The sequence below is a fragment of the Bellilinea sp. genome (genome assembly GCF_053501535.1).
This window is the reverse complement of record NZ_JBRCOK010000086.1, coordinates 1-24,094: the sequence shown is the minus strand read 5'-3', so window position 1 is coordinate 24,094 and position 24,094 is coordinate 1. Positions and strand designations below refer to the sequence as shown.

The 24,094-nt window shown below is 41.0% G+C and carries 22 protein-coding genes; all 22 read right to left on the bottom strand.

Going from position 1 to position 24,094, the window contains the following annotated elements:
* Positions 1 to 3: 3 nt before the first annotated feature.
* Positions 4 to 1,212, bottom strand: a complete 1,209-nt coding sequence (locus ACWIZX_RS08735; protein WP_448335491.1) for a glycosyltransferase family 4 protein — start codon at positions 1,210 to 1,212, stop codon at positions 4 to 6.
* A gap of 9 nt (positions 1,213 to 1,221) precedes the next feature.
* A complete protein-coding gene (locus ACWIZX_RS08730) occupies positions 1,222 to 2,151 on the bottom strand; it encodes a glycosyltransferase family 2 protein (RefSeq protein ID WP_322791764.1) in 930 nt (309 codons plus the stop codon).
* Positions 2,144 to 3,562, bottom strand: a complete 1,419-nt coding sequence (locus ACWIZX_RS08725; RefSeq protein ID WP_322791765.1) for an O-antigen ligase family protein — start codon at positions 3,560 to 3,562, stop codon at positions 2,144 to 2,146. Before ACWIZX_RS08725 ends, ACWIZX_RS08730 begins: the two co-directional genes overlap by 8 nt.
* Positions 3,559 to 4,761: a glycosyltransferase family 4 protein gene (locus tag ACWIZX_RS08720; RefSeq protein ID WP_448335490.1), complete on the bottom strand. Its 1,203-nt coding sequence runs from the start codon at positions 4,759 to 4,761 to the stop codon at positions 3,559 to 3,561. Before ACWIZX_RS08720 ends, ACWIZX_RS08725 begins: the two co-directional genes overlap by 4 nt.
* Positions 4,762 to 4,776: 15 nt before the next feature.
* Positions 4,777 to 5,622 (bottom strand): sulfotransferase, encoded by an 846-nt coding sequence (locus tag ACWIZX_RS08715; RefSeq protein WP_448335489.1) that lies wholly within the window; start codon positions 5,620 to 5,622, stop codon positions 4,777 to 4,779.
* Between the two features lie 2 nt (positions 5,623 to 5,624).
* Entirely contained in the window at positions 5,625 to 6,542 is a 918-nt protein-coding gene (locus tag ACWIZX_RS08710; RefSeq protein WP_448335488.1) for a glycosyltransferase family 2 protein, read from the bottom strand.
* A 1-nt stretch (position 6,543) separates the two neighbouring features.
* Complete coding sequence (locus ACWIZX_RS08705) at positions 6,544 to 7,539, bottom strand: NAD-dependent epimerase/dehydratase family protein (protein ID WP_322791769.1); 996 nt, start codon at positions 7,537 to 7,539, stop codon at positions 6,544 to 6,546.
* Between the two features lie 12 nt (positions 7,540 to 7,551).
* Positions 7,552 to 8,658 carry an acyltransferase family protein gene (locus tag ACWIZX_RS08700; protein WP_448335487.1) on the bottom strand — a complete coding sequence of 369 codons (1,107 nt, stop codon included), beginning with the start codon at positions 8,656 to 8,658 and terminating at the stop codon, positions 7,552 to 7,554.
* 10 nt (positions 8,659 to 8,668) lie between these two features.
* Entirely contained in the window at positions 8,669 to 9,730 is a 1,062-nt protein-coding gene (locus ACWIZX_RS08695; protein ID WP_448335500.1) for an acyltransferase family protein, read from the bottom strand.
* Positions 9,731 to 9,771: 41 nt separating this feature from the next.
* Complete coding sequence (locus tag ACWIZX_RS08690) at positions 9,772 to 11,073, bottom strand: NAD(P)/FAD-dependent oxidoreductase (protein ID WP_448335486.1); 1,302 nt, start codon at positions 11,071 to 11,073, stop codon at positions 9,772 to 9,774.
* Between the two features lie 55 nt (positions 11,074 to 11,128).
* Positions 11,129 to 12,235 (bottom strand): acyltransferase, encoded by a 1,107-nt coding sequence (locus ACWIZX_RS08685; RefSeq protein ID WP_322791772.1) that lies wholly within the window; start codon positions 12,233 to 12,235, stop codon positions 11,129 to 11,131.
* A 62-nt stretch (positions 12,236 to 12,297) separates the two neighbouring features.
* Entirely contained in the window at positions 12,298 to 12,549 is a 252-nt protein-coding gene (locus ACWIZX_RS08680; RefSeq protein ID WP_322791773.1) for an acyl carrier protein, read from the bottom strand.
* 20 nt (positions 12,550 to 12,569) lie between these two features.
* On the bottom strand, positions 12,570 to 14,153 hold the full coding sequence (locus ACWIZX_RS08675) for an amino acid adenylation domain-containing protein (RefSeq protein ID WP_448335485.1): 1,584 nt from the start codon (positions 14,151 to 14,153) through the stop codon (positions 12,570 to 12,572).
* Positions 14,154 to 14,176: 23 nt separating this feature from the next.
* Entirely contained in the window at positions 14,177 to 15,472 is a 1,296-nt protein-coding gene (locus ACWIZX_RS08670) for a cation:proton antiporter (RefSeq protein ID WP_448335484.1), read from the bottom strand.
* Positions 15,469 to 16,695, bottom strand: a complete 1,227-nt coding sequence (locus ACWIZX_RS08665; RefSeq protein WP_448335483.1) for a glycosyltransferase family 4 protein — start codon at positions 16,693 to 16,695, stop codon at positions 15,469 to 15,471. The genes ACWIZX_RS08670 and ACWIZX_RS08665 overlap by 4 nt, the downstream gene beginning before the upstream one ends.
* Positions 16,696 to 16,701: 6 nt before the next feature.
* Positions 16,702 to 17,805, bottom strand: coding sequence for a glycosyltransferase family 2 protein (locus ACWIZX_RS08660; RefSeq protein WP_448335482.1), 1,104 nt, complete (start codon positions 17,803 to 17,805; stop codon positions 16,702 to 16,704).
* Positions 17,802 to 19,022 (bottom strand): glycosyltransferase, encoded by a 1,221-nt coding sequence (locus tag ACWIZX_RS08655; RefSeq protein WP_448335481.1) that lies wholly within the window; start codon positions 19,020 to 19,022, stop codon positions 17,802 to 17,804. The genes ACWIZX_RS08660 and ACWIZX_RS08655 overlap by 4 nt, the downstream gene beginning before the upstream one ends.
* On the bottom strand, positions 19,019 to 20,008 hold the full coding sequence (locus ACWIZX_RS08650) for a glycosyltransferase family 4 protein (RefSeq protein ID WP_448335480.1): 990 nt from the start codon (positions 20,006 to 20,008) through the stop codon (positions 19,019 to 19,021). Before ACWIZX_RS08650 ends, ACWIZX_RS08655 begins: the two co-directional genes overlap by 4 nt.
* A gap of 8 nt (positions 20,009 to 20,016) precedes the next feature.
* Positions 20,017 to 21,864 carry an asparagine synthetase B family protein gene (locus ACWIZX_RS08645; RefSeq protein WP_448335479.1) on the bottom strand — a complete coding sequence of 616 codons (1,848 nt, stop codon included), beginning with the start codon at positions 21,862 to 21,864 and terminating at the stop codon, positions 20,017 to 20,019.
* A gap of 13 nt (positions 21,865 to 21,877) precedes the next feature.
* Positions 21,878 to 22,609 (bottom strand): hypothetical protein, encoded by a 732-nt coding sequence (locus ACWIZX_RS08640; RefSeq protein WP_448335478.1) that lies wholly within the window; start codon positions 22,607 to 22,609, stop codon positions 21,878 to 21,880.
* A 1-nt stretch (position 22,610) separates the two neighbouring features.
* Positions 22,611 to 23,789: a glycosyltransferase gene (locus ACWIZX_RS08635; protein WP_448335477.1), complete on the bottom strand. Its 1,179-nt coding sequence runs from the start codon at positions 23,787 to 23,789 to the stop codon at positions 22,611 to 22,613.
* Positions 23,790 to 23,799: 10 nt separating this feature from the next.
* A partial coding sequence (locus ACWIZX_RS08630) for a hypothetical protein (protein ID WP_448335476.1) occupies positions 23,800 to 24,094 on the bottom strand: 295 nt, incomplete at its 5' end.

The window sequence follows — 24,094 nt, the reverse complement described above, 5'->3', positions numbered from 1 at the left end:
CGTTTAGATTTGATAAATCCTATCCAGTTCTTTCAAAACTACTTTCCAGTCATAAAGGCTGGTGACAAGTTTTCTGGCGTTTTCGGCCAGGGTTTGTTGTTGAGCGGGTTGGTCAAGTAGGTTTAGGACCGCCTTTGCGAAAGAAATAGGATCATTTTCGACCAATACATCCATCCCATTGTTGGCTGCGATGCCTTCTAGACCAATTGTGGTTGTGACCACAGGAATGCCTCTGGCAAATGCTTCCAATATTCGAACGCGCATCCCGCCACCTGCTAAAACCGGCACAACCATCAGTGCGGAATTTTCAAGATGAGGGGTCAAATCTTCTACATACCCTTTGATTTGAATATCTTCACCAAATGGAGCAGCAAGGTGATAAAAATCTTTGGGGGGATTTTTTCCAATGATCGTGAGGGTTGCTTTGTCATTTATTTTCTTTATCAGCGGAAAGACCTCCCGTAAAAACCATCGTATTCCGTCTGCGTTTGGGGGGTAATTCAATGATCCAATGGTCAAAATTTGTTGTGATCCTTTTTTTCTCATCACAGGTTGGATTTCCTGGGTATTGACTGCTATGGGCAGTACATGCAATTTTGAAAGTAGTGATGGATCATTGGGATTTTCCAACAATAAATCACGATCAATGTCTGTTACGGTAAGAACATGATCAAATTCCTGCACCAGCCTATGTTCGAATTTCTTTAATTTTTTTGCTTCCTGAGAAACTAACGGACGAATAAACAAAGGCACTTGGGAACGCATCCGTTCTAAAATAGCCCAGGTGGCGTTGTGGGCGTCAAAAATGGTTTTGGATGATATATAAAGACTGTTCCGTTTAAGAATAAATTGAGCCATGTTAACCTGATCAATGTGAATCACGTTAAAGGTTTCTTCTACCAGCAATTTTTTTATGGCTTGCATCATTGCGGGACGAAAATCTCTTTCAATCAAAAAAGGTGTACCTCTCAACTGACTACTCATCAACGAAAGCACATCTCGTATCTTGGTGCGCCGGATAGGTACCGAAATTACTTTTTCGCACACTCCTTTGAGGTGTGGTAAATATTTTTCCTCTTCTTTTCGAACAAAAGTAATCAGTGTAATAGAATATCCCTGCTCTGCAAGGTACTTGAGAACATGCCATGTTTTAATACGTGGACCTGCATCGGGTGGATAAGGCACAATCAGAGTAAGGAAGAGAATTTTCATTTTGAGATTCTAAAGGTGAGAGAGAGAGGCAACCAGATATTTGTAATTTTCTTGAATTTGTCTTTGTTGGATTTTCGCGTCGGGGTTAATCCAGCTTACCAAAGGAGAGAGAAATAAGCGAAGCAAAGAAGCAATTAATAAAATAGTTTTATAAATGAATGTAACAAAATTGCCATGATGTTTCTTGAAATATTGGATTTTTGCCCGATATAGTTGTAAAAACATTTCTCTGGCAAATTGTGAGGTACTTTGCCCGCCATAGTGAATCACACGTGAAGTAGGAACCCAGTAATTTTCAAAACCAGCTTTTACTAATCTGTAACAAAAATCAACCTCTTCTGAATAGATGAAAAAATTTTCGTCTAACCCCTTTAGAGCATCCCACAAATTACGTTTGATCATCAGGCTTGTGCCTTGAACCACATCACATTGATGGGGTGATTTTGTATCCCATTTATGCTGAGGATACGACCCAAATGGAATTATGCTATCAAGATGAAGCAGCCGCCATAATTCTCGAAACAAGGTTGGGAATGGATAGCAGGAGATTTGAAAAGTACCATCCGGGTTTTTTAGATACGAACCCGCAGCACCTGCAGAGGGTTTAGAAGTCAGGAAGTTATAAAGTTCATCAATCGCGCCTTCCTCGACCACTGTATCCGGATTGAGCAAAAAAAGATATTGCCCCTTTGCGTAAGAAGCCCCAAGATTATTAGCTGCGGCAAAACCAATGTTGCTTTCAGATTGAATAATAGGGATTTCTGGAAATTTCTGTTGAAGTTTTCTCACGCTGTAATCGGTGGAGTTATTGTCTACGACGATAATTTCAACAGGAACATCAGAAGGTTTTCTCTTGAGACTTTCAATACAATTCATCAAGAAGGTTTCGACATTATATGAAACGATGATTATCGAAACTACAGGGTTGGTACTATTCATTTTCTTGTGGATTGTACCGTTTGCGCAATTCGATGAATACCAGAGCTCCCATGAAAAACCAGCCTAAAACACTGGCGCGGAACCCTTCCATACCGACATTATAGACGAACGGAATCACCCAATCTCCAAACATCCCGGCCACCAATATCCCAACCACTCCCCCTAAAGCAGAATAAATATAGGCATGTTCAAATCCCCGGTTGTCAGTTTGTTTTATGGCTTTCCATCCGGATTTGAAAATTTCAAAAATCATCCATAGGTAAGCGATCAATCCGAGAAGTCCTACCTGAGCGACGATGTCAATATAGTTGTTGTGTGAATTGAAACTGACAGAATATCCCATTATGCGATAAAAAGGTGTAAAAAAGTAATAATTGGAAGGTCCTAAACCAAACAGAGGATTGACTTTAATAATTTCTCCAAGAATTTTCCATGCTTCTAATCGAGTGAGTAAACTGTACTCATTATCGCCGCCCATAATAAGCTCATTAGCAAATTGGGATGAGATCAGGAGAAAAACTCCGGTTATCCCAGCCACGGAAACTGCCAGTTTCGGTTTGGTAATGAAAACCACAAAGAAAATTGATGCCAACGCTGGAAACCATCCTGATGTCCAGGATTGTTTCATGATCAAGAGGTTGTACAAAATAGCCAGAGTGCTAATCCCCAACATAACCCGCCACTTCGTGGCGAGATTCCGGTTCAGGTAAGCCTGCCCAAAGGTTAAGATCAACAACCAAAGCCAGAACAAACTATCCAGAACTGCTCTTTGAAAGAAACGATTAACATATGGGCGTAAGGGAGGAATCAGAAATGCGAGGTTGTAAATTCCACCAAGAATAATAAAAACCCAAACGGCAGATTGTAGCCATTTTAGATCAGTCAAACGGTGGATGGTAACAATCATAGTCAAGGTAAGCAGGATAAACAAAGATAATCCGCCCAATTGAGAAAAAAGAGAAGCTGATCTTCCCGGATACCAGGGTAATTGACCAAAAAGAAATGCAATAATCGCAATGACAATAAATATGATTGAGGGGGTGATTACCGAAACGGGTAATAGTCGAATTTGTTTTTGCCGGGTAATCATATCGAACAGCCACAATCCAATCATTCCAATTGAAACAATCATGGCACTGTTGATACTGGTTTGTGTGCCTGTATTAATCCGGATTGGAACAATCAAGCTTGCTGCAACTAAAATTGGGAATCCTGCACCAGGCCATTTCAATAATACAACTGCTCCAACAATAACCGCTATGCTTCCAAAAAGGAGATAGGCAAGAAGATTGCCCATAGCCAGCATGGGTGAAAGGATTGCAATAAGAATCAATATGATGGGGATCATAATCCATTTGAATAATGGATGCTCTGGATTTAGAATTTGAACAGGATTGATTGTCGTTTTCATTTTGAAGCTGCAAGCAATTGGATTGTCCGGTTTAACTTTTCACCGATAATTCGCCAGTCATACACGTTTTCAACTAAATTTCGCCCCTCACGGATTATTTTTTCTCTCAAGATCTGGTTTTGGAGAATACGTATAGTACTATCAGCAAAATCTTTTGGTGAATCGGCAAGCAAAAGATGTTGCCCGTGCTGAACATCCAGCCCTTCAGCTCCTTTTGATGTTGTAACTACGGGGGTGCCGGCGGCCATTGCTTCCAATATTTTTAAGCGAGTCCCTGCGCCATGCCGCAAGGGCACGACACATGCCGCACAGGAGGATACCAAACTGGTGATATCATCAACAAAACCGGTAAAAATCACATGGCCATTGCGACGGGGGAGAAGGCTAATATCTACATTTTCATTTTTCCCTGTAATCAGTAATTTGCAATCGGGTATTGTTTCAATAATAAAGGGAAATATTTCAGACAAAAAAAAGTTCATTGCATCAAAATTTGGCCAATAACTCAATGAGCCATTAAAAATCAAATTATGGTTAGAGGAAGTATTGTTTTGAACAAGGGGTATTTTTGTCTCAACACCATTGGGAATTACGATAATTCTCTCTTGGGGCAGGTTGATATATTCGGCGGCGCGCGATTTGTCCAAATCTGAACAAACAAGGGCAAGGTCAAATTTTTGGTAAATCTGATTTTCATAATTTCTGAATTTCCAGTAGGCTAAATATCGTCTTTGTTTTTGGAAAAAACCTGCTGCATTCAGGAACAAGTCTCGGAGCATCAGCGCTAAGAGATTATCCATATCTACAACACGAAGAGTATGGGGGATCTTTAATGCATAGGGTGCGGTAACAAAAGTGAGAGCAATAACTAAATCGGGCTGCCAATCCACCGAAAAATTTTGAACCGTTGTTGCCATCTTTTTTGAATAACCCGCAACTACTGAACTGGGTAAGGTTGTAAAGAAACCCAACCAAGTTTTGATCCGAGGGTAATGAAAAGGGTGGTGATCAACAACAATTACCTTTTTGCAATATTGATGCAGGTGTTCAATCCATTTGTCGTTTATCGGAGTGTCTTGAAAAGAAATTATAGCAACCTCGTTTTCCTGACTCAGGCTGCGAATCATGTTGTAAGCCCGAATTTTACTCCCCTGGATCGGCGGGTAAGGAAACCATGTGGATAATATCAGAATTTTCATTCGTTTTGTTGGGACTCAATCTTCAAAGAAAGCTTCCCACTCTGTGTTTTTAAATTTGGTTTTCAAATCCTCATAGTTTTCGATGATTTCATAGAGTGGTCTTTGAATTTGCTTAAAAGTTTGGGGTTGAACTGGGTGATCCGGCAGATCTAAAAACTGTTGAATTTTGTGAATTTCCTCATCCGTATTTGCTGAAAGTTCCTCATAAATAACTTCCAGTTTGGGATGGGCACTAAAAAAAATATCGGCCTGTTGTTCCCATCGGCGAGTTTGGACAAAATCATTAAGCAGAGCATCATAATCGAGTGTGTAGGTTTGAAGATGATTCTCTTTACCATTGGTATTTACCCATTGACCAGTTTTTACGGCGTTCTCACGGGATAAATGTGTTCTCAATATATTTTTTCTTTTTATGTGTATGATATGAAGATCAGATTGTTCTTTCAGGGTTGACCAGATTTTCGCAAAAGGATTTTCGTTTGCGTGGTAATAGAACAATTTGAAGCCGAGCGCTTTGTAATTCGCAGGGATTTTTCGAAAAACAATTTTTTCAAGGAATCTGCATGGGTCTTGTTGGTAAATTTTCATAACGCTGTTGGTGGTTGGGAACTGCGGATGGTCAAAATCAATGGCGTCCCGGTTGCGGAAAATTTCACCTAGAACAATAACCGCGGGGTGGGAGTTGAGGAGACCGCGCAGAAAATTACTGCCTGTGCGGGAACGCCCAAGAATGATGAATTTGGTGTAATCTGAGGTTGCGGGTATTAGACCAATCTCTAACGCGATTTTTTTTAAATTCAGCCGCTGATCCTGAATCAATTGGCTAAAAGTGAATTGGGAAGCATCTGGTCGGTTATCCATTTTTATTCCAATATTTTTATTTTTCTTCTAATCCCAAAATGCCTGGAGTAATAGTCGATCATGCCCTGTAATAACGCATTTCGATGAGACTTTTGATTTTTCCATTTGGATTTTATGCTCCACGCAAACAAAGTCCTTAATAATGATAAATTCACGACCAAGCGATTAACAAGAGGTGCGTGGTGTTTGGATAGGGTCATTAAGCGGTTGCGGGTTGCGTAATAGGTCACGTTTGGCGAGGGCTGATAGTTCCTTTGTACTCCTTTATGCCAGATTTTGGCTTGAGGAACCATCCAAATCTGCCATCCAGCATTACGAGTCCGAATACACCATTCTGTTTCTTCCCAGTAATAAAAATACCTTTCATCAATAACACCAACTTGCTGGATGACTTCCCTTTTTATTAAAAATGCGCAACCAGATATCCAATCCACCTGAATCGGTTCAGGGTATTGTCCTTGATCTGGCTCGTTTTGACCTTTATGAACAGCCTGCCAATCTTTGGTGATTATTCCACCCGCGCTTTGAATTACAGCCGGTTCGTCAAAATGGTAAACCATTGGACCAAGAATTCCAGCCTGCGGCTGAGAAACTGCAAATTGGAGCAGGTTTGATATTGTGTACGAATCAAGGATTGTATCCTCGTTCAGGACAAGAATCCAGTCGGAGCCAGCCTCCAGTGCTGTAGAGATACCCACATTGTTATTACCGGCATACCCTTTGTTTTCAGTCAGATTTATGATTCTGGTTTGGGGGAATTGTTTTTCAATTGCCTCAACCGAACCATCTGTGGATGAATTATCCAATACCCATACGATAGTATTCTGGTATTGACATTTTTGCAAGGAAGATAAACAAGCCAACGTATCTTCTTTGCGATTAGTATTCAAGATAATTACCCCAACCAGTGGTTCGGTCATTCTACTCCAACCAGACCGAAGGCAGGTTTTTGTTAATCTCAATGCTTTTGAATTTTTTGGACTGGCGCGAACCAAATTTCTTTACCCATGCAGCCATTGCCTCCAAGCCATCATCGAGTGAAGTGGCCGGTCTTTTGCCAAAAACCGCTTCGATTTTTTCATGAGTTGAATAAGCATCCTTGACTTCATTGCGCGGAGGTAAATATTGAATATTTGGCGAAACACCCATCGCTTTGGCGACAGCAAAGGCCAATTCATTGACCGAATAAGGTTGATCTGCCCCAATGTTGAAGACTTGATTAAAGGCTGCTGGTGTTTGAATCGCTTCTACCATTAGCGGGACAATATCTTTGATATAGCTAAATGCTCTGGTTTGATTACCGTTACCAAAAATGGTCATTGGTTTTCCTTGCATTATCTGGTTCATGAAAATTCCGACTACATTTCTGTAACGATCTCCGATATTTTGTCTTTCTCCGTACACATTGTGCGGACGAAAGATAATGTAGTTCAATCCAAACATTTCGTGGCTCACACGTAATTCCTGCTCAACTGCCAGTTTTGCAATACCATAGGGATCTTCCGGGTGGGGAAAATCCGCTTCACTCATTGGCAATTTGGGGCTGGCGCCATAAACAGCAATAGAGGAAGTAAAGACAAAGCATTTGATTCCATGATTGATTGCGGCATTGATTAAGTTAATGCTTCCTATAAGATTATTGGTGTAATTGAAGTGTTTGATGAAGTGGCTTAAGCCTTCGGCCGCATAAGCCGCAAGGTGATATACATAGTCGAATTTTTCTTCCTCAAATAATTTGTTTATTAGTATTGGGTCAGTAATGCTGCCCTCTATGAAACGAACCCCCGGGACTAAATTGTCTTCAAAACCACCCGAGAGATCATCCAGAACCATTACATCATAGCCGCGTACCAGGAGTTGTTCGCTAACATGCGAACCGATAAAACCAGCTCCGCCTGTGACTAAAACTTTTGACATTTTTATCCTCATTTATCCAAAAAGATAAGTGTAAATTGGTCTTAAGAAAGATTTGATGGTCAAATTCATCATCAGCAAAGGAACAAATAATCCGACTAATACCAAAACTACAAAGAAAATCAGCGGAAAGCCTAATATCTGTGGCAATAAGTGATAAATTCCTCTGGCAGCAACGGCCAAAAACAACGAATGAGCGAGAAAAATCCCGAACGATTTTGGTCCTAATTCTTCAAGTTTTTTACTGAAGGGAATTCGAGTGTTGATGAATCCAATAAATGCAGCAAGAATTGCAATTGAATAAAAATTATCAACGAGGGTTTCTTGAGGTCCTATCCATGATTGACCTGATTGTATTAATAACCATTCCCATTCAATAACTCCCACGATAAAAAAAGCCATAGAAAGAATCAACAAAAACCAGCGAATCCTGAAAAAATATTCTTTAATTTCGTTTTGATGGGAACCAATCACTAAACCAAAAGTAAACCAAAAAACATGACCAACAAAAAGCCATCCTGAATTTAGAAATGAAAAAAGGGGAGCAAAGGGAATGTCCAATCCAATTATCAATGGGTAATTAACCAGTTTAGTTAGGATCTGAAGCGTGGCCGTAAAGAGCAGGAATTTCTTCCAATCCCAGTGGACCAGTCGGATAAAAAGGGGGGATAGCAAATAAAATGTAATGAGCAGGGGAACGAAATAGTAAGCCTCAGCTGCCTGACCAGTAATAATGATGCGTAACAATTGTGCAGGGGTATAGGTTGTGTTCTGAAGAACATTAAAAATGATCATTATGGCTGACCAAATTAAGTACGGAATAATAAGATATTTGATTCGACTTAATACATAGTTCCATTCAAGTGCTTTTTTTCTGCCAGCACTAAAAGCAACAAAAAAGCCTGAAACCAGTAAAAAAGCCGGGATACTGGGAATAATCCACTGTTCTAAAACTCTTAAAATAAAATAATCTGGCGAGTAAAGTTGAGAAAAGTTTGGGGAGGTTAGAGGGGTATAACGATGAACCCACCAAAACATGGCAACGTACGTCCAGCCAATGGAGTGGTTGACGACGACATTGATAATTGCTAAACCATTCAACAGTAAAAATCGTTTTGACATGAAGATTCATTTATCCAAACAGAAAACCGTAAATAGGCTTTAATTTGGGCAAAGAAAAAAGTTGCATTCCCACTAAAGGTAAACCGAGACCGGTAATAAAAATCAGGATGAAAAAGAGGAGTTGGTTTGGCAATACCCAGGGAGCGATCAGGTAGATGCCCCTGGCCATAACCTCCATGATGGGAACATGGGCTAAATAAATCCCATAGGATTTGCTACCAAGAAAATTGGAAGTTTTTGTAAGAGGTAGTTTCTTGCTTTCGAGCAGACTTAAAAAGTAAAGCAACACAGAAATCTCGTAAAACCAATCTATAATGGTTTCCCGTGTTTGAATCGGCCCTTTGAACACTTCCCATTCGATAAATCCCGCTACCACAAAAAAGATTGCAGAATATCCGAACAATGGATTCATTTTTTGAAGTATTGGTCTGATTTTTGTAAGGTGCAAACCAGTAACAATTCCTGCTGAAAACCAGAATAGTCGAGAAACAAACAACCATTTCGGGATTTGCGGTAATGCGTTTATCCATTCGTTCTGAATTCCCCATAAGGAAAGACTGGCGGGTAAATGAACCAGAAGTTGAGTCAATGCCGTAAGGAAAATCAGAACCTTCCAGTTTCTCCTGGCCAAGGCGATGAGAACCGGAGCGATTAAGTAAAGCTGAATGATGAGAGGTACGTAATAATAGGCTGGCGTGGTCGTGCCGAGCAATAGATTGGTTGCAATTCGATCGAGGCTAAAATTTTTACCCTCAAGAACACCCAAGGCCATAAAAAGGACTGACCATACCAGGTACGGAATGATCAAGCCTCTGATTCTGGAAATGGTTTGTCTGTAACTGATTTTGTTGGCTTGGCGTCCCGCCAAAAATGCAGCAAAGTAACCGGACACAAAAATAAAAGCCGGAATGCTGAATACAACCAGTTGTTCAATTGCTCTTATAAAGTAAAAGGCGGGACTGGTAGCCAGAATTTCAGGGGAGGTGCTGGCCGGGTAACGAGCATACCAGGAAAACATGGAAGTCATTACCCAACCAGCGCTGTGGAAAAGGATTACGCAAAAAGCGGCTATCCCATTAAGGTAAAGCAGAGTTTTGGTCAGGGAAGGTCCTTTTAGTCCTGGGATAGTTGAGTGAATTCAGGTAAGTCGTCAATCGGAATGCTGGTAAGCTTCGATCGCAACAAGTGATTCTCGGTTTTCTCCACTGTTTCAATGTATTGACGCATTGCTGCCAAAACAGGCACCTCTTTTCGATCGTACACTTCACCCTGGAGAAGACGCAGGACTTCAAGACGATACTTTTTGGACTGAATGAAGTGGGTAAATAAAGGTAACAGCTTATAGTAAAGTCGAATAAATTCATACCATACGCTAACGCCTGCGCGCATCTTCATTTCATAAGGTTTGAAAGCTGCTTCGCTGAAATCACCGGTTTCAAATGCTTGCCGGATAAATTGTGAGCCGTATTTTGCTGAATACAATGCGATGCTAACCCCGGAAGAAAAGATGGGATCAACAAAACGAGCGGCATCACCGATTAACATAAATCCGTCTCCAACAAATTTATCCATTGAATAGGAATAATCGCCCTCTTGTTTAAATTCATTGATCCTTTTGGCTTCAGAGAGAGCCATCTTTAATCCTTCGTTGGAGTTTGCGTATTTATAAAAATATCCTTCGATATCTCCTTTCGATTCCATAAAAACCTCTTTTTCGGCAACGATGCCCATTGAGGTAATATGATCGTTGATCGGAATTTGCCAGGCCCAACCTCTTTCGACTGGAAGAAAATAAATATGAATAAAATCGGCGGTATCTGGTTCACCACGCTTGACGTTTTCAAACCAGGCATGGACGGCGTATTGATTAAAAATTGGATCTTTTTTCTTGATTCCCAATTGCCTTCCGAGCAGGGTGTTGCGCCCGCTGGCATCCACGATCATTCTGGCAGGTAAATCAATCTCCTGATCCGCAAATTTTGCACGTACTCCGACCGCATAACCACGTTCGTCGAATAAGACTTGTTTTACAGTAACGCCTTCATACACCTCGCTGCCAAGTTTTTCAGCATGTTTTAGTAAAAGCAGATCCAGTTTTCCACGGTCGACGTGATAAGTATAGGGCTGAGAGATTCCTTCCTGTGGGAATTCATCAAACCAGATGTGGGATGCTCCTCTGCCTTTGATATCATGCCAGGATGCACCATATTTGTGAGGAAAGCCCTCCTTCTCCATGGTTGGAAGGAACCCAATTTCGTTATATACCCTTGTTGATGAGGTAACCATTGACTCGCCGACATGTGGGCGTGGATGAATGGCAGATTCAAGAATGATATTCTTAATGCCCGCCAAAGAAAGATAACTTCCCATGACTGAGCCTGCCGGACCACCACCGATAATAATCACTTGATTCATTCTATACCTCCGTTGTTGCACTAAAAAGGTTATTGGATTTTGAAGGGTTTGGAAATTAACCCCACAAATACGAATAGATGGTCTTGAGCGGTGTTATCCTGGATACATACATGATCAGTAAAGGTATACTAACCCCTAAAAACACCAATATCCCAAGGAATATAACGGTTTGCCCTAATATAAAGGGAAGAATATGGTAAATTAATCTGGCGCAGATTTCAATCGTAAGGATATGGCTAAGGTAAATTCCATAAGATCTGGCTCCAATAAATTCAATTCTTGAAACCCACGCATTATTCTCCCAAAAGACTGCAAAAGCAAGAATGAGCAAAGAATAAAAAAATCTGGTCACAATAGAGGCTTGCGAATTTATCCAATTATTTCCACTCACATTCATCAATTGTTGGATTTCAAGTTGACCAATAAAAAAAGTGAATGCGATCAATAATAAAAATCCCCAAAGGTACTTTTTTAGAAAAGCAATTATTTTTTGCCGATAAATAAAAAATACCATTCCGATTAAGAACCAAACGAGATGAGAAATAAGATAACTGCTTTTGAAAAAATTTAAAAAATTGAGGGACTGTAAGGGGGTAATCTCTAAAACCTTGAAGTACCATGGAATACTTGAGAGAGCCTGGATCACAAAAGCTATTGGCAAAATTACGACAGGATATTTTTTAACGGCTTTAAATAAAAAGGGGGATAAGATAATCATTTGAATAATTAGAGGTACGTAGTAAAACGGCGCGTCAGCCTCACCGAGAAGATATACCCTGATCAATTCCACAACGGTGTAACTTCTGCCTTCAATTGCTCGAAATACCACAGTAGCTGTTGACCAGACGATATAGGGAAAAAGGAGATATAGAATCCGTTTTTGAATAAGCCGATAACTCTGGCGGATGGTTTGCCGGTCTAAGGAGAAACTGTAGAGAAACCCAGAAACGAACAGAAAGGCCGGTACAGCACTACCGGCAATTTGATCGGTTATTCTCAAAAACAACGAAAATACATTGGGTATCGAAAGCAATTCCGGGGTAGCGCTGCTGATAAAACGATCTCCCCAATAATTTATGGCCGTAACTGCCCAATATATAGAATGATGATAAACAGCAAAAATAATCGCAATTCCATTGAGAAAAAGAAGTTTCCTGGTCATTGATTATTTGCCTCGTTTGGAGCAGGAATCAAAATCCCCCATCTTCCGCTCCAGAACTGGCATCAGCCGTTTGATGCCAGTTTTTGATTGAGATAATGACTCAACGCATTCACGCTCATGAAATTTTCAATTACCACATCCTCATCTGGGACAGTGTAATTGAACTTTTCCTCAATGAAGGCTACAAGTTGAAGAATGCCCAAGGAATCAATGATGCCTTCGCCGAGCAAATCATCGTTAACATCTATTGTCTTTTTTCGGCCCTTGGCAAGTTCATCCAGTATAAATTTTTGAATAATTGTTTGAGTTTCCATTTTCCCATTCTCCTTTTCATTCATGAATTAATTCTTCTTGTTGCTCTTTCTTGCAGTTCCCGTCTATTGATCTTCCCAGTTGAAGTTCTCGGAAAATCATCAGATATGATGATTTTGGTGGGAATTGCATAACTTGGCAATCGCCCAGAAAGGTGTTTTATGATGTCATCTTCGCTTATACTCTCTCCTTCAATCAAAATAACGGCCGCTTCAATAAGATTACTCCCCTCAACATCGGGTACAGGGTAAGCAGCTGCTTCATGGATGGTGGGGTGAGAAAGGAGCATTGCTTCAACTTCATCCAATTCCACACGGTAACCTCTGGTTTTAATTTGGCGGTCTTTCCTACCCAGAAATTTGTAATTTCCATCGGGCATTTTTTGGACCAAATCACCGGTTCGGTAGAAAATATCCTCACAATAGTCGAACATTTTTCGACGATAGAAACCTTTTTCAGTTAAGTCTGGTCTCGCCCAGTAACCTTTCATGACCGTACCACCCCTGATTAATAATTCTCCGATTTCGCCTTCCGCCACAGGCCGACCTTCAATATCCACAACCAAATCTTCGGTATTTTCACAAACGATACCAATCGGGATGGGCTCATCTGAATCCTCTGGCAAGGGAGCAACATGATAGTATGTGCACACATTTGTTTCGGTGGGTCCATAAAGATTAGAAAACTTAACCCAAGGGAGTATCTTCATCAAAGTTCTTAAGTGTTTGGTTGGAAAAGGCTCACCCGCAAACAGGATCCATCGCAAGCCAGAAAGATCTCTGGATTCAAGGTTACCCCTCTCAAGCATTTGAATCAAAGCAAAAGGCACAGAATACCAGATTGTTATCTTTTCGTCTTGAATCCACTTTGCCATACTGGCGGGCAATTTGGTTAATCCTTCGGGAATGATCACAGTTGTTGCGCCCCCAATTGCGGAAGCAAAGAAATCAAAGGTGGAAAGATCAAAATGAAGTGGAGCATGATTGCTGATGCGATCTTCAGAGGAAATCTGGTATGTTTGGACGGCCCATTCAGCAAAAGAAAGTCCGCTTCGATGGGTGTGCATAATTCCCTTCGGGGTTCCGGTGGAGCCAGAGGTATATAGGATATATGCCAGATCTTGCTCCACCAGTTGTATGGGCGGTGTTAAGGATGGAAATGAAAATATTTGTTCCCAGGAATAGGAGGGGACATCAATTTCTGAGGTGCTTTGAACGCCGATCAAACCCTGGAGAGATGTCTTGCTGATGATTTCTTTGACATTTTCCATTTTTTGATCATTGGTGATAATGAATTGAATTTGACAATCGTTAATTACAAAACTCAGTCGGTCAATTGGAGCAAAAGGATCGAGAGGTACATAAGCGGCTCCGGCAGATAAAATTCCATAGATTGAAACGGCCGAATAGAGGTTTTTATTCATATATATTCCCACTCGGTCACCCCGTTTGACTCCACGTGAAATTAAGAAGTTTGCCAGTTGCCTGGATGCTTTTGCCAACTGAAGATAGGACAATTCTTCTTTCTGAAAGCGAACTGCTGGACGGTCTGGAATATATTGTGCGTTTTCAAAAATTGCAGCATGTAATAGATAGCGGTAACTCATTTGTGCCTCACCAGAAATATGAACTAAAAATCTGTATTGGAAATGGCTGGAAGGGATGACTCGGCTTCTTTCCGGGGTGTTTTTTGGGAGGCAAGGAAGTAGGTCATCAACGGGCCGGCAGCAATTGAGGTAGTGATAGCCATTATAAAAAGCGAAACAAAAATTCGTTCGTCAATGAGCCCATTGGAAAGACCAATTCCTGCAAGGATTATTCCGGTTGCACCGCGAGCATTCAAACCACTGGCTATGGCAAATGCCTGCCGGTCGATTTTCATTCCAGCAATTTTTCCACCAATCAATACCGAGAGGAATTTTGAAATACTGGCGCTGAGCAAAATAATCACCATCAGACCAAAATCAAAGTTGGCTATGAAATTGGTTTTCATCCCAATTGAAACAAAATAAATGGGTGCGAAAAAAGCCATCACAAACTGCGAGATGACAGTGTGGGCTTCTTCTGCCTCGGGGTGTTTACCGGCCACAACTGCTCCCAGGAGGAATGCACCGAGAAAGGCGTGAATTCCTAAAAATTCAGCTACTGATGCGACCAGTAAAATAGCTAATGCGGTAAAGGCAATAAAACCACTTGGCCATGCCAGGGTTTTCCTGATGACTTTCAATGCTTTGGGGGCAAAATGCCTTCCCAACGTTAACATGAGGAAGAAAAAAGCAAGAATTAAGAAGATGGTTTGATTGGTATTAAGAAAAACCTCACCCGTTTGTGGAGTAGTGAAACTTAGCATGATTGCAAATAATGTCCAGGTGATGGAGTCGTCCACCACTGTGGCATTAAGGGTTATTGCTCCAACTTCTGTTTTGAGTAGTTTTAAGTCCTGAAGAATTCGGACAATAACCGGATTGGCTGTATTGGCAAGATTAATCCCGATGAAGAGGCCAAAGATTGTTAAGTTATTTTTTGCAATTTCTCCCCAGAAGGCGGGAGGAATCAAGTAGACCAACGCCACCCCAAAAGCAATGGGTAATACAGTGCCAACAAGCCCGATGATCAATGCATATCGGCCCACATGATTGGTCTTTGAAAAATTAATTTCCAGACCGGCGATGAACAAAAAAAACAACATCCCCATCTTTATTGAAGCATCCCTTAAAATTCCCACTTCAGGCGAGGATTGAAAAAGCCAAAGATAAAAATTTGGCAATAAAAGGCCTAAAATTGTTGGGCCAATGATTACTCCTCCGATCAACTCGCCCAAAACAGCAGGTTGGCGAAATCGTCTCATGATTTGTCCTGCGAACAAAGCACAAGCCAGCATGACAGCAATTTGTAAAAAGAACTTTATGATATCTTGATTGTTCATTGAGCTTTTATGGAGATGGATTTTGTTACAGAGATAAGATTGCTTTCAATATTTTGCACAGAGGAGTCCCAATTCCATTTTGCTAAAACTTCTTGGTACCCATTTTGGCCATATTCATGAGATTTTTGTGGGTTTTTGAGAAGTTCCAAAAGTGCCATTGCAAAAATTTTTTCATCCCTTGGGGTTAGGCATCCGGTGAATTTATCTCGAATTGTTTCAAGCAGTCCCCCTTCTTTTACCCCAACAACCGGTGTGGCACATGCCATTGACTCTAAAGCAACCAAACCGAATGGCTCTCGGTGAGGGGTGTAGGCTGTCAGCCTCGCGCTGTTGTATAACTCAACCAGTTTTTCGTCATTTATTCCGATTAAAAATTGGACATTGATATGATTTTGATTAGCCAAATCATTCAAGTATTCATATTCTTGTGTGTTTGAAAAATTACTGGCAATAATTAAGGCTGGCTGGTCATTGGTCGGCATCATTGCAATAGAGCGGATAATGAAATCGAATCCCTTTAACGGAGTTAATGATCCAACCGAGAGAATAAAATTAGACTTATTGACGTATTGGAGGGGTTTGAATTTGGTCGTATCCACACCCAGATAATTTACTTCGGCTTTAATGTGGTAAATCTTCTCGACCTGCTGTTTGGTGTAGGCGGAGTTAACAAACACCCTTCCTGCTTTTTGAATATTTAATTGATCGTTGTTTCTGGCATAATTTCGGAAATATGTCAGGAATGGGTCGTATTGGTCAAGTGTATGGCGTAATTTTGATCTGCCATTGTAATATGGGCGTGGAGGTGCATCTTCATAAAGAATCCGATAAGGCTCGTGGCAGTAATATATACTGGCAAATTCCGAAATATATCTTAACAGTGAAGGAGCGTTCTCAAAACGACATGGTTCAACAAAAATCAGGTCGGGTTCGTGCCGTTTTATGTCGTTTGAGATGATTTCGTTGATGTGTCTTAGCCGAACCAGATCAAATGCGCGGATAATTGAATTAAGTCTGCCGAATGGAGAATGGAAGAGCTTGCCTGCTTGAAATGGATATACCTGGTGAGATTCTACGTATGGTCGTATGTCACAAAATTCATGATCTGCACTGGATAGAGAATAAACACGGATTTCGTGTCGACGGCTAAGCCGTTTCACAATCTCGAACAAAGATCTTTTTGCGCCGCCTGAAGATAAATTATGGAAAATGGCGATTTTCATTTTTTCTCAGCTGGAAAATGGAGATGCCGGCGCATTTTTGGGTCGTAATGTTTCTCTAAGGTTCAGGAATAAACGAAATATAGATGGACTGAAGCTGTAGAACAACCTCACCAAGTTAGTTTTTTGATCGTTGGGGCACAGGCTGGTGGCCTTTTTCAACCACTTCTTAAAAGTGGCACTTTTACCGGAGTGTAAAAATATCTGCTTGATAACTGTGAGTCTGATTAATCGGCTTTGTTCACAGGGTGAAAGCCCATTGAAAGAGGGATGAGATAACAGCCATTCGATAGAGTTTAACTCTTCAGAAATTAAATTAACCATTAAGTCATAAAATACATAAACTCTGACTTCTTCTTTACAATCGTTGAACCTTGGCAGATCAATCATTTTAAGGCGGCAAAGCGCAAGCGAGTGATTTTTTCTTGCATTTCCTGCAGTTAAAGTGATGTTGGTTTGGTGAACACGATAAAAACAAAGTTGCCGGTTGAGATGACCAAAAATCATAAACTGCGATAAATGGGTAAAAAAATCCCAATCCGGACCGATTACAATGCGGGGATCAAATTGAATGTTGCTTGAGATAACTTTGTCGCTTCGCAGCATGACTGTCATAGGTGGCCCGAATACATCTGAGGCTCTGACTAACTGCTCGAACAGATCGCCTTCAAACGGCCCGCGCCGAAAGTTGGACAGGGAAGAAAGCACTTTATCGTTTGTATCCATGTAATAACCATCGCAGTAAACCGCGTCTTTTTCCGGGTGCTGGTTTAAGTAGCTGACCATGAGCGCTAAAAAAGAGGGATGAAATAAATCATCAGCATCCAGAAAGGCAAGAAATTCACCCTGAATTTTTGTAAGTGCGTGGTTTCTGGCTGCGGCTTCGCCCGCGTTTTCCTGATGAAATAACCGGATACGAGGATCGGTGAATTCTCTGGTAATCTTTTCGGTTTGATCCGTTGAGCCATCATTTACCAAAATTAATTCCCACAATGGGTAGGTTTGACTCAGTACACTTTCTATAGCTGCCCGGACAAATTTTTCAGCGTTATAAGCTGGCATCATTATCGATACCAGACCGGGTTTGAGCGGATTGTTCAATGGAACGGTCATTTTTTATTTATATCAACAAATTGATTGATGATATTGATGATATTTTCGGCACTATGTCTCCAGGTGTGTTTTGCTTCTGCCTCAAATCTTGCTTGCCGACCGAGGGCGACTGTAAAGTTGCGATCTTTTGCCAGTAATTTCATCGCGCTTATCAGAGCTTTCTCATCGCAGGGAGGGACAATTAGGCCAGTTTTGTTGTGAACAAGGGTTTCGGGTTGTCCGTTTTGACCGGATGCAATAATTGCAAGGCCCGCCGCTTTGTAGTCAAATAATTTCAATCCCGAATATTCACTCCAACCACAATAGGGAGATAAACCTATGTGGCAGCCAGCAAGAATGTTCGCGTATTTTTCGGGTGGTAAAGTTCCGGTAAAGACTACTTTCTCTTCAATGCCTAACGATGATGCGACCCTCTTGGTGTCTTCTAAATCGCTTCCGTCACCAATCATGACGAATTGAGCATTTATCCCCTCGCGAATTAACTCGTGAAAAGCATTAACTGCAATTTTTGTCCCGTGCCAAGGATAAAAACCTCCCAGGTAAGCGATCTTAATTGGAAACTGTGAGGATTTTTCCTGAAAGTTGGCTAAGTTTTCTCTGCAAAGAAGGTTTACCAGGATTGTTCCATTTTCAACCACGCTTATTTTTTCGGGAGATATTTTCCACTTTTCAATCAAATTATTTTTCCAACCCTGACCAGAGGCAATCAGGTGAGTTGCACGAGTAAGGGTGAAACGAAAAAGGCTGCTTGAAATGGCCAACTGCAAACCACGGGGAAGCTGTCCTTTTGATTTCAAATCAAGGAGAGGGTCTCCATTAAATTCTAGAATCAATGGAATATCCATTTTCTTTGAAATCAACAGTCCGCCGTAACTCATCCAGCTTGCTCTTTCGTATAGGCAATCAATATCTTCTAATTGATTTAAAATTATCCTGGAAAAATGACTGCTCTCAAAAAAGTTAAGATATGGCAAGTGGGTTATGGTTTGTATTTTGCGTAGAGATCGCTCAAGGATCTTTTTTTGCTGGGTTTCAATCGGCTCAAAATTTTTTAGGTCATCGCTTTTCCAATAAATAGAATTTATTCCTCCAATGAATCTAACCCGGTGATTCATTTCTCTCCACTCATGGATAATGTGGCGGATATGGTTGGCGGGTCCATCAAAGGGGGGGGTGCGAATCTCGGGGCTCAATTGTGCCAGATATGCGATGTTCATTGGGACATTAGTTCTTCAATACAATTGCGAATTTGTTCGCTAACCAGGTGGCTATTGCATTTTTCAAGAACTTGAGATCGTAATTGGATTTGGCAAACCTGTTTTTCTTGATCTGAAAGGCTTTCAAAATTAAAGATTTTTTGTCCAAAATCTTCGTCGGTATAAAACAGGTTTTCTTCTGGAAGTAATTCCTTTGCTCCTGGCCAGTGATGTGCAAAACAGTAGCAACCACTCAATATGGCTTCCATTGGAGAAACTTGTAAACCCTCAGAATAACTATTAGAGATAAAAATTTCAATCTGTTTATAAAAATCGGCCGCATTTTGAATATGTCCGTAAAAAATCACGCTTTTCTCAATTCCCAACCGTGAGGGCAGGTTGATAACTGCATCGTAGTAATCCAAAAAGCGAGGATGTGGTCCTCCGCCGATATGTAATAGATATCCTCTTTTATCCAATCCTAATTCTGCAAAGGCGAGTATAAGTTCATAAACTCTTTTTCGTGGAGTGAGATGCCCCAATATGCCAATGTTTTTTTTGAAAAGGCGGGGTTCATAAATATATTTTTGTGGATTTACTGCTTCGGGTATGACGCGGATTTTTTCTTCATGCCCGGAAAATCGTTGATTGAATTCTTCCCGTTTTGCTTCACTTACCAAAATAATCCGATCTACCTTTGACCAATCAATTTGATGGCCCCATTGATAAAGTTCATAGCGATGTAATCTGGTAACGATGGGTTTCGTTTTTGGTAAACGGCTGGCAGCAGCCAATAACTCACTTGCCCATTCAAAAAATATGACGTCATTTCTGGTTATGAAATTTTTTAGTTGGTATTCAAACTGCCCTCGTTGAAGCCGCTCACGAAGGAAAGGAAATTCAGTTTTACGAGGCTCGAATAGATGGACGGTATGATGGGTTTTCAAATCATCATAAATTTCGTGAAAAAACGCCCAGGTTTCATTGATTGCAATACCAATCTTCATGGGATCAATCAATCCAAATAAAGTTTGTGCCAGATTTCAATAGCCATTAATGCTCCAATTTTCACAGCATTGTTTTTCCCAGCCATGTGGTCATTTACAATCTGTTTGATTTTTTCGGGTTTTAAATATCCACGTCCCAGCGACTCCCTGGATAACAAAGTGCTTTCTACCCAATTTCTCAAAGTAGTTCGAAACCATGTGTGGTAATCTTTATAGGGGCGGTTTTCAGGTCCAGCAAGCCAGCCAAATCCAGCTTTACGCAGATGCCATCGAATAAATTGCATATTTCTGAGCGCTACTTCTCTGGCGCAGTGAGTCAAAGGCAGATGATCGCGAGGGGTGGGAATACGTGCTAATTTCGGGTAAGCCTGGACAAAACTATCTATCATCAATTTGCGTTCAAACGCTAAATAGGGCGGTATGGTCATCGAAAAATCTACCAGATCATTATCTGTAAAGGGTAAACGAATGACTGCCCGATCTCTTGCCACAAGCACGCCATTTATAGTCATGCGGGGTACGCGTTGAGTAAGGTCAAAATACAATCGCTGAGTGGCAAGTTGACGAACACCGCTCGACCTCATACCATTTCTAAAATCTTGGATCAATCCATCTTTGACATTTGATAAAAAAATGTCAGTGAATATGCCGGGATGTTCTGGCAAGTCAAATGTCAAGACACGGTAATCTCGGTAGGCTTGTAAATGTTCCGATATTTCGGTTTCGGGGTCATAATTAGCCCAAAAACGAGGGCGTATACCAAAGCCAAACATCGCATCACCCATAAAACCTTTGTAAATGACCGGGGCAAATTGTATCTCTTCTTCCAGATTTGCTATGGCATGAAGGTTTACGAGATTTCCCATTCCGTCAGTCAGTTTGACTGCCTTTTCACCTTTTTTTAACAGCCAGTCTGGTTTCAGTTCAAAAAAGTGGTGCTTGGCACCCGTTTTATTGGCTGCTTCTTTGGCGTAACGGGCATCGTCTGAGCCGGGAATACTCCAAGTAAAGGTGTGAAGATTGGATGAACCAAGTGTTTCAGTGAGGAGTGCCAGCAAAAAGCGAGAATCCAGCCCACCTGATAACATTAATCCTTTGGGGTGGTCTCCGCCAGATTGTCGCTGTGCCGCTCTTTTAATTTCAAAAAGAAAACGCTCTTGATAAGAGGGCGGTTCGCAAAATGGATAAACATCCGTGAAGTTAAAATGAAAGTATGGTTTTACGGTAAGGTAATTGTTTTGAAATTTGAGGATACTGCCCTGAGGGAGTAACTTCACATCTTCTAACAAGGTTCTTTGATGTAAAACGTGGTCAAAGGTAAGAAATTCCTGAATTGCAACCTGATCGATGACTCGAGGCAGCGTATGGTCTACCAGCAAGGCTCTAACCCCAGAGGCAAATAAAAGGGTCGATCCAAAATTTGCATAATAAACCGGATATAAACCCAGTCGGTCGTTCATCACAATAATGGTATTGTTTCGGTGATCAAACAAAGCGGCAGAAAACGCTCCATTTAGGCCATTAACAAAATTTTCACCCTCTAGAAAATATAAACTGAGGATGATTTCCTCGTCGGTGCTGCGAGGCAAATTTTTCTGGTCGAGGTAATTCTTTATAGGTTGGGTATCATAAAGTTCGCCCTCAAAAACCAAAATAAGTTTTCTGTTTTCGTGCCATAAGGGCTGTTTATTTTTATTGAGAATTCCTAAGGTGTTTCTGCCAATACCCCAACCCTGACCGCTTTCGAAATGCCGTATAAAGCGATCTTCCCAGTCCAGGCCATAAGACATTTTTTCAATGAGTGTCTGGCTTTCGGGATTAGAAATTTCTTTTTTAAAGCCATAAATTCCAGGCATAATGATTTGCCTTTCAAATGAGTACTTCGTCAAACATTGTTTCAAATGGGGTATTAAGATATTTTGACCGAAGTTGTTCAAAATTCAATACCACATCCCTGAGATCATCGCTGGTGTTTTTGAGAGTTTTTCCTTCAACCGGAAAAGGATCAACACCTAAAAAATCAAATACTCGTGAAAGTACAACATCACGGTTGACCAGCAGTTCCTCATAAACAATTTTTAACTTTGGCAGATTGAGTTCTTTTGTAAAGTTGTTCAAATCCTCATCTGCTTGAATTCTTTCGAGCAGATATTGATGAAAAACATCGGGGTCTATTTCAAATGCAGGCAAGCGTTCTTTTTCGTTGTATAGATTCCAGTTACCCGTTACATCGTGTAATCTTTTTGCATTAATTCTTGAGATTACAGCTTTGATCTGATTTCGCCGCTGCATCTGGATTATTCGGACATTTTTTTCTAATAGCAACTGAATAAACGAATCTTTGTCCAGAATATCCACCAGTTTTGTCTTAAAACCGGATGCCCCATATTTGGAGATAAAGGATGGTGTATAAAACTTTCGCGCCCAATCAATTTGATCTTTACCGCTTGCTCCTTTTTGTTTTAAGACAGCAAATCGCTCGTAAACAGATTGGATTTGGGGATGGGAAGTCATCAAACTGATCATATAAGTGCTGCCATCGCGTTCTATGAATAGAATGACAAAAGGGGTAACTTGTGAACTAAAGAAGAATTTCCGCATTCTAACGGTCCTCCAGGTGGGGATTGATTATTGGGACCGGGCTTTTCAAAACTGACTTAACCAAAACCGTGAAAGCCCCAAAATTTTTATATAATGATGGGAACGTGAACAATGCTTTCCATGCCGATCGGCGTGCTTTTGGATAATTTTTGTGATGGTAGTAGATAAAAGCCTGATTCAAGGCAGCCATGCCAATCACGTGCCGATACTCTTTTTGCAACCCGTTTAATTCATCAGGCAGATTTTTATATATACGTTCCAGGAATGAAATCGCATCATCGGTTTTAGGAAGGTCGGTCCAACCGGAAAATATGTTTTTTATCCTTCGATAGCCATCCTCGACAAGAGTTGGATCGAGTACCAGCGCCTTCTTTAGATGTTCCTGAGCAAATTGAAAATCTGAAGATAAGTATCCGTGCGCTGCGGCTCGTAAATGCGCGTGGGCATAAGCCAGGGGTTTCATTCTCTGCCAATCTTCATTGAGATCAGGGTAGGAAAAGGTTTTCTCAAGCACTGCCAGATTGGCTTTGGTCATTTGCTCGCCATTGCGAGTCATTTGTCCAGTGTGAAAACGGTATTGAGATACCGCAAGAGGGATGACATCCATGGGGCAACCGGCAATTGCTAATCTCAGCCAGAAGTCCCAATCCTCATAGGAGCGGAGCGATTCGTCAAAATAACCGATTTTTTCCTGCCAGATTTTCTTGATCAGCACACTGCCGACGTGAAAGGGATTGCCAAGGATAAGGTTGTGGATAGGGGAAGGGAGATAGGTTTCAAATTTATTAGGGATGACATTCCCGCGCTGGTCAATTAACAAAGCATGACCGGCAACAAAACCGAGTTCTGGATTTTCATTCATTTTTTCCATCAAGAGCATCAATTTTTCTGGCAAAAAAGCGTCATCCGAGTCAAGAAAGGTGATAAATTCACCACCGGCTGCGCGAATGCCAGCATTACGGGCACTGGAAAGCCCACCATTCTGTTTGTAGATATATTGAATTCTTAAGTTGTGGAAAGATTGGACAACTTCTGGCGTGTTATCGGTTGAGCCATCATCGACAACGATAATTTCAATGTCGGAATAGGTCTGGTTCAAGCAGCTTTGAATGGCATCGCCAAGATAGTGACCTTGATTATAGGCAGGGATGATTATGCTGATTAGATTGTTTTTGGTCATAAAAATGATTTTAGTTTCCTATAAAAACTCCATCCGAAAACGGATGGCGGGAGATCTCACTGGCAATAGATAGATTCAGTTCATCAACATCAGGAGTAGCCAAACTGCGAATAGAATAGAAATAAGCAATTACAGCTTTTCCCTCAAAAAGATCTTGCTGTAGCTTTTTCATATTTTCTTCAAAATCCGGGTTAGGTTTCTGGCGGGTCAGGTCGAATTTTCTTGGAAGGGGTTTGGCGGCTGTGCCGGTTAGCAAATACACTCCCTCAGGCGAGTTGGTGTAAACGATGGTATCTGTTTGCAAG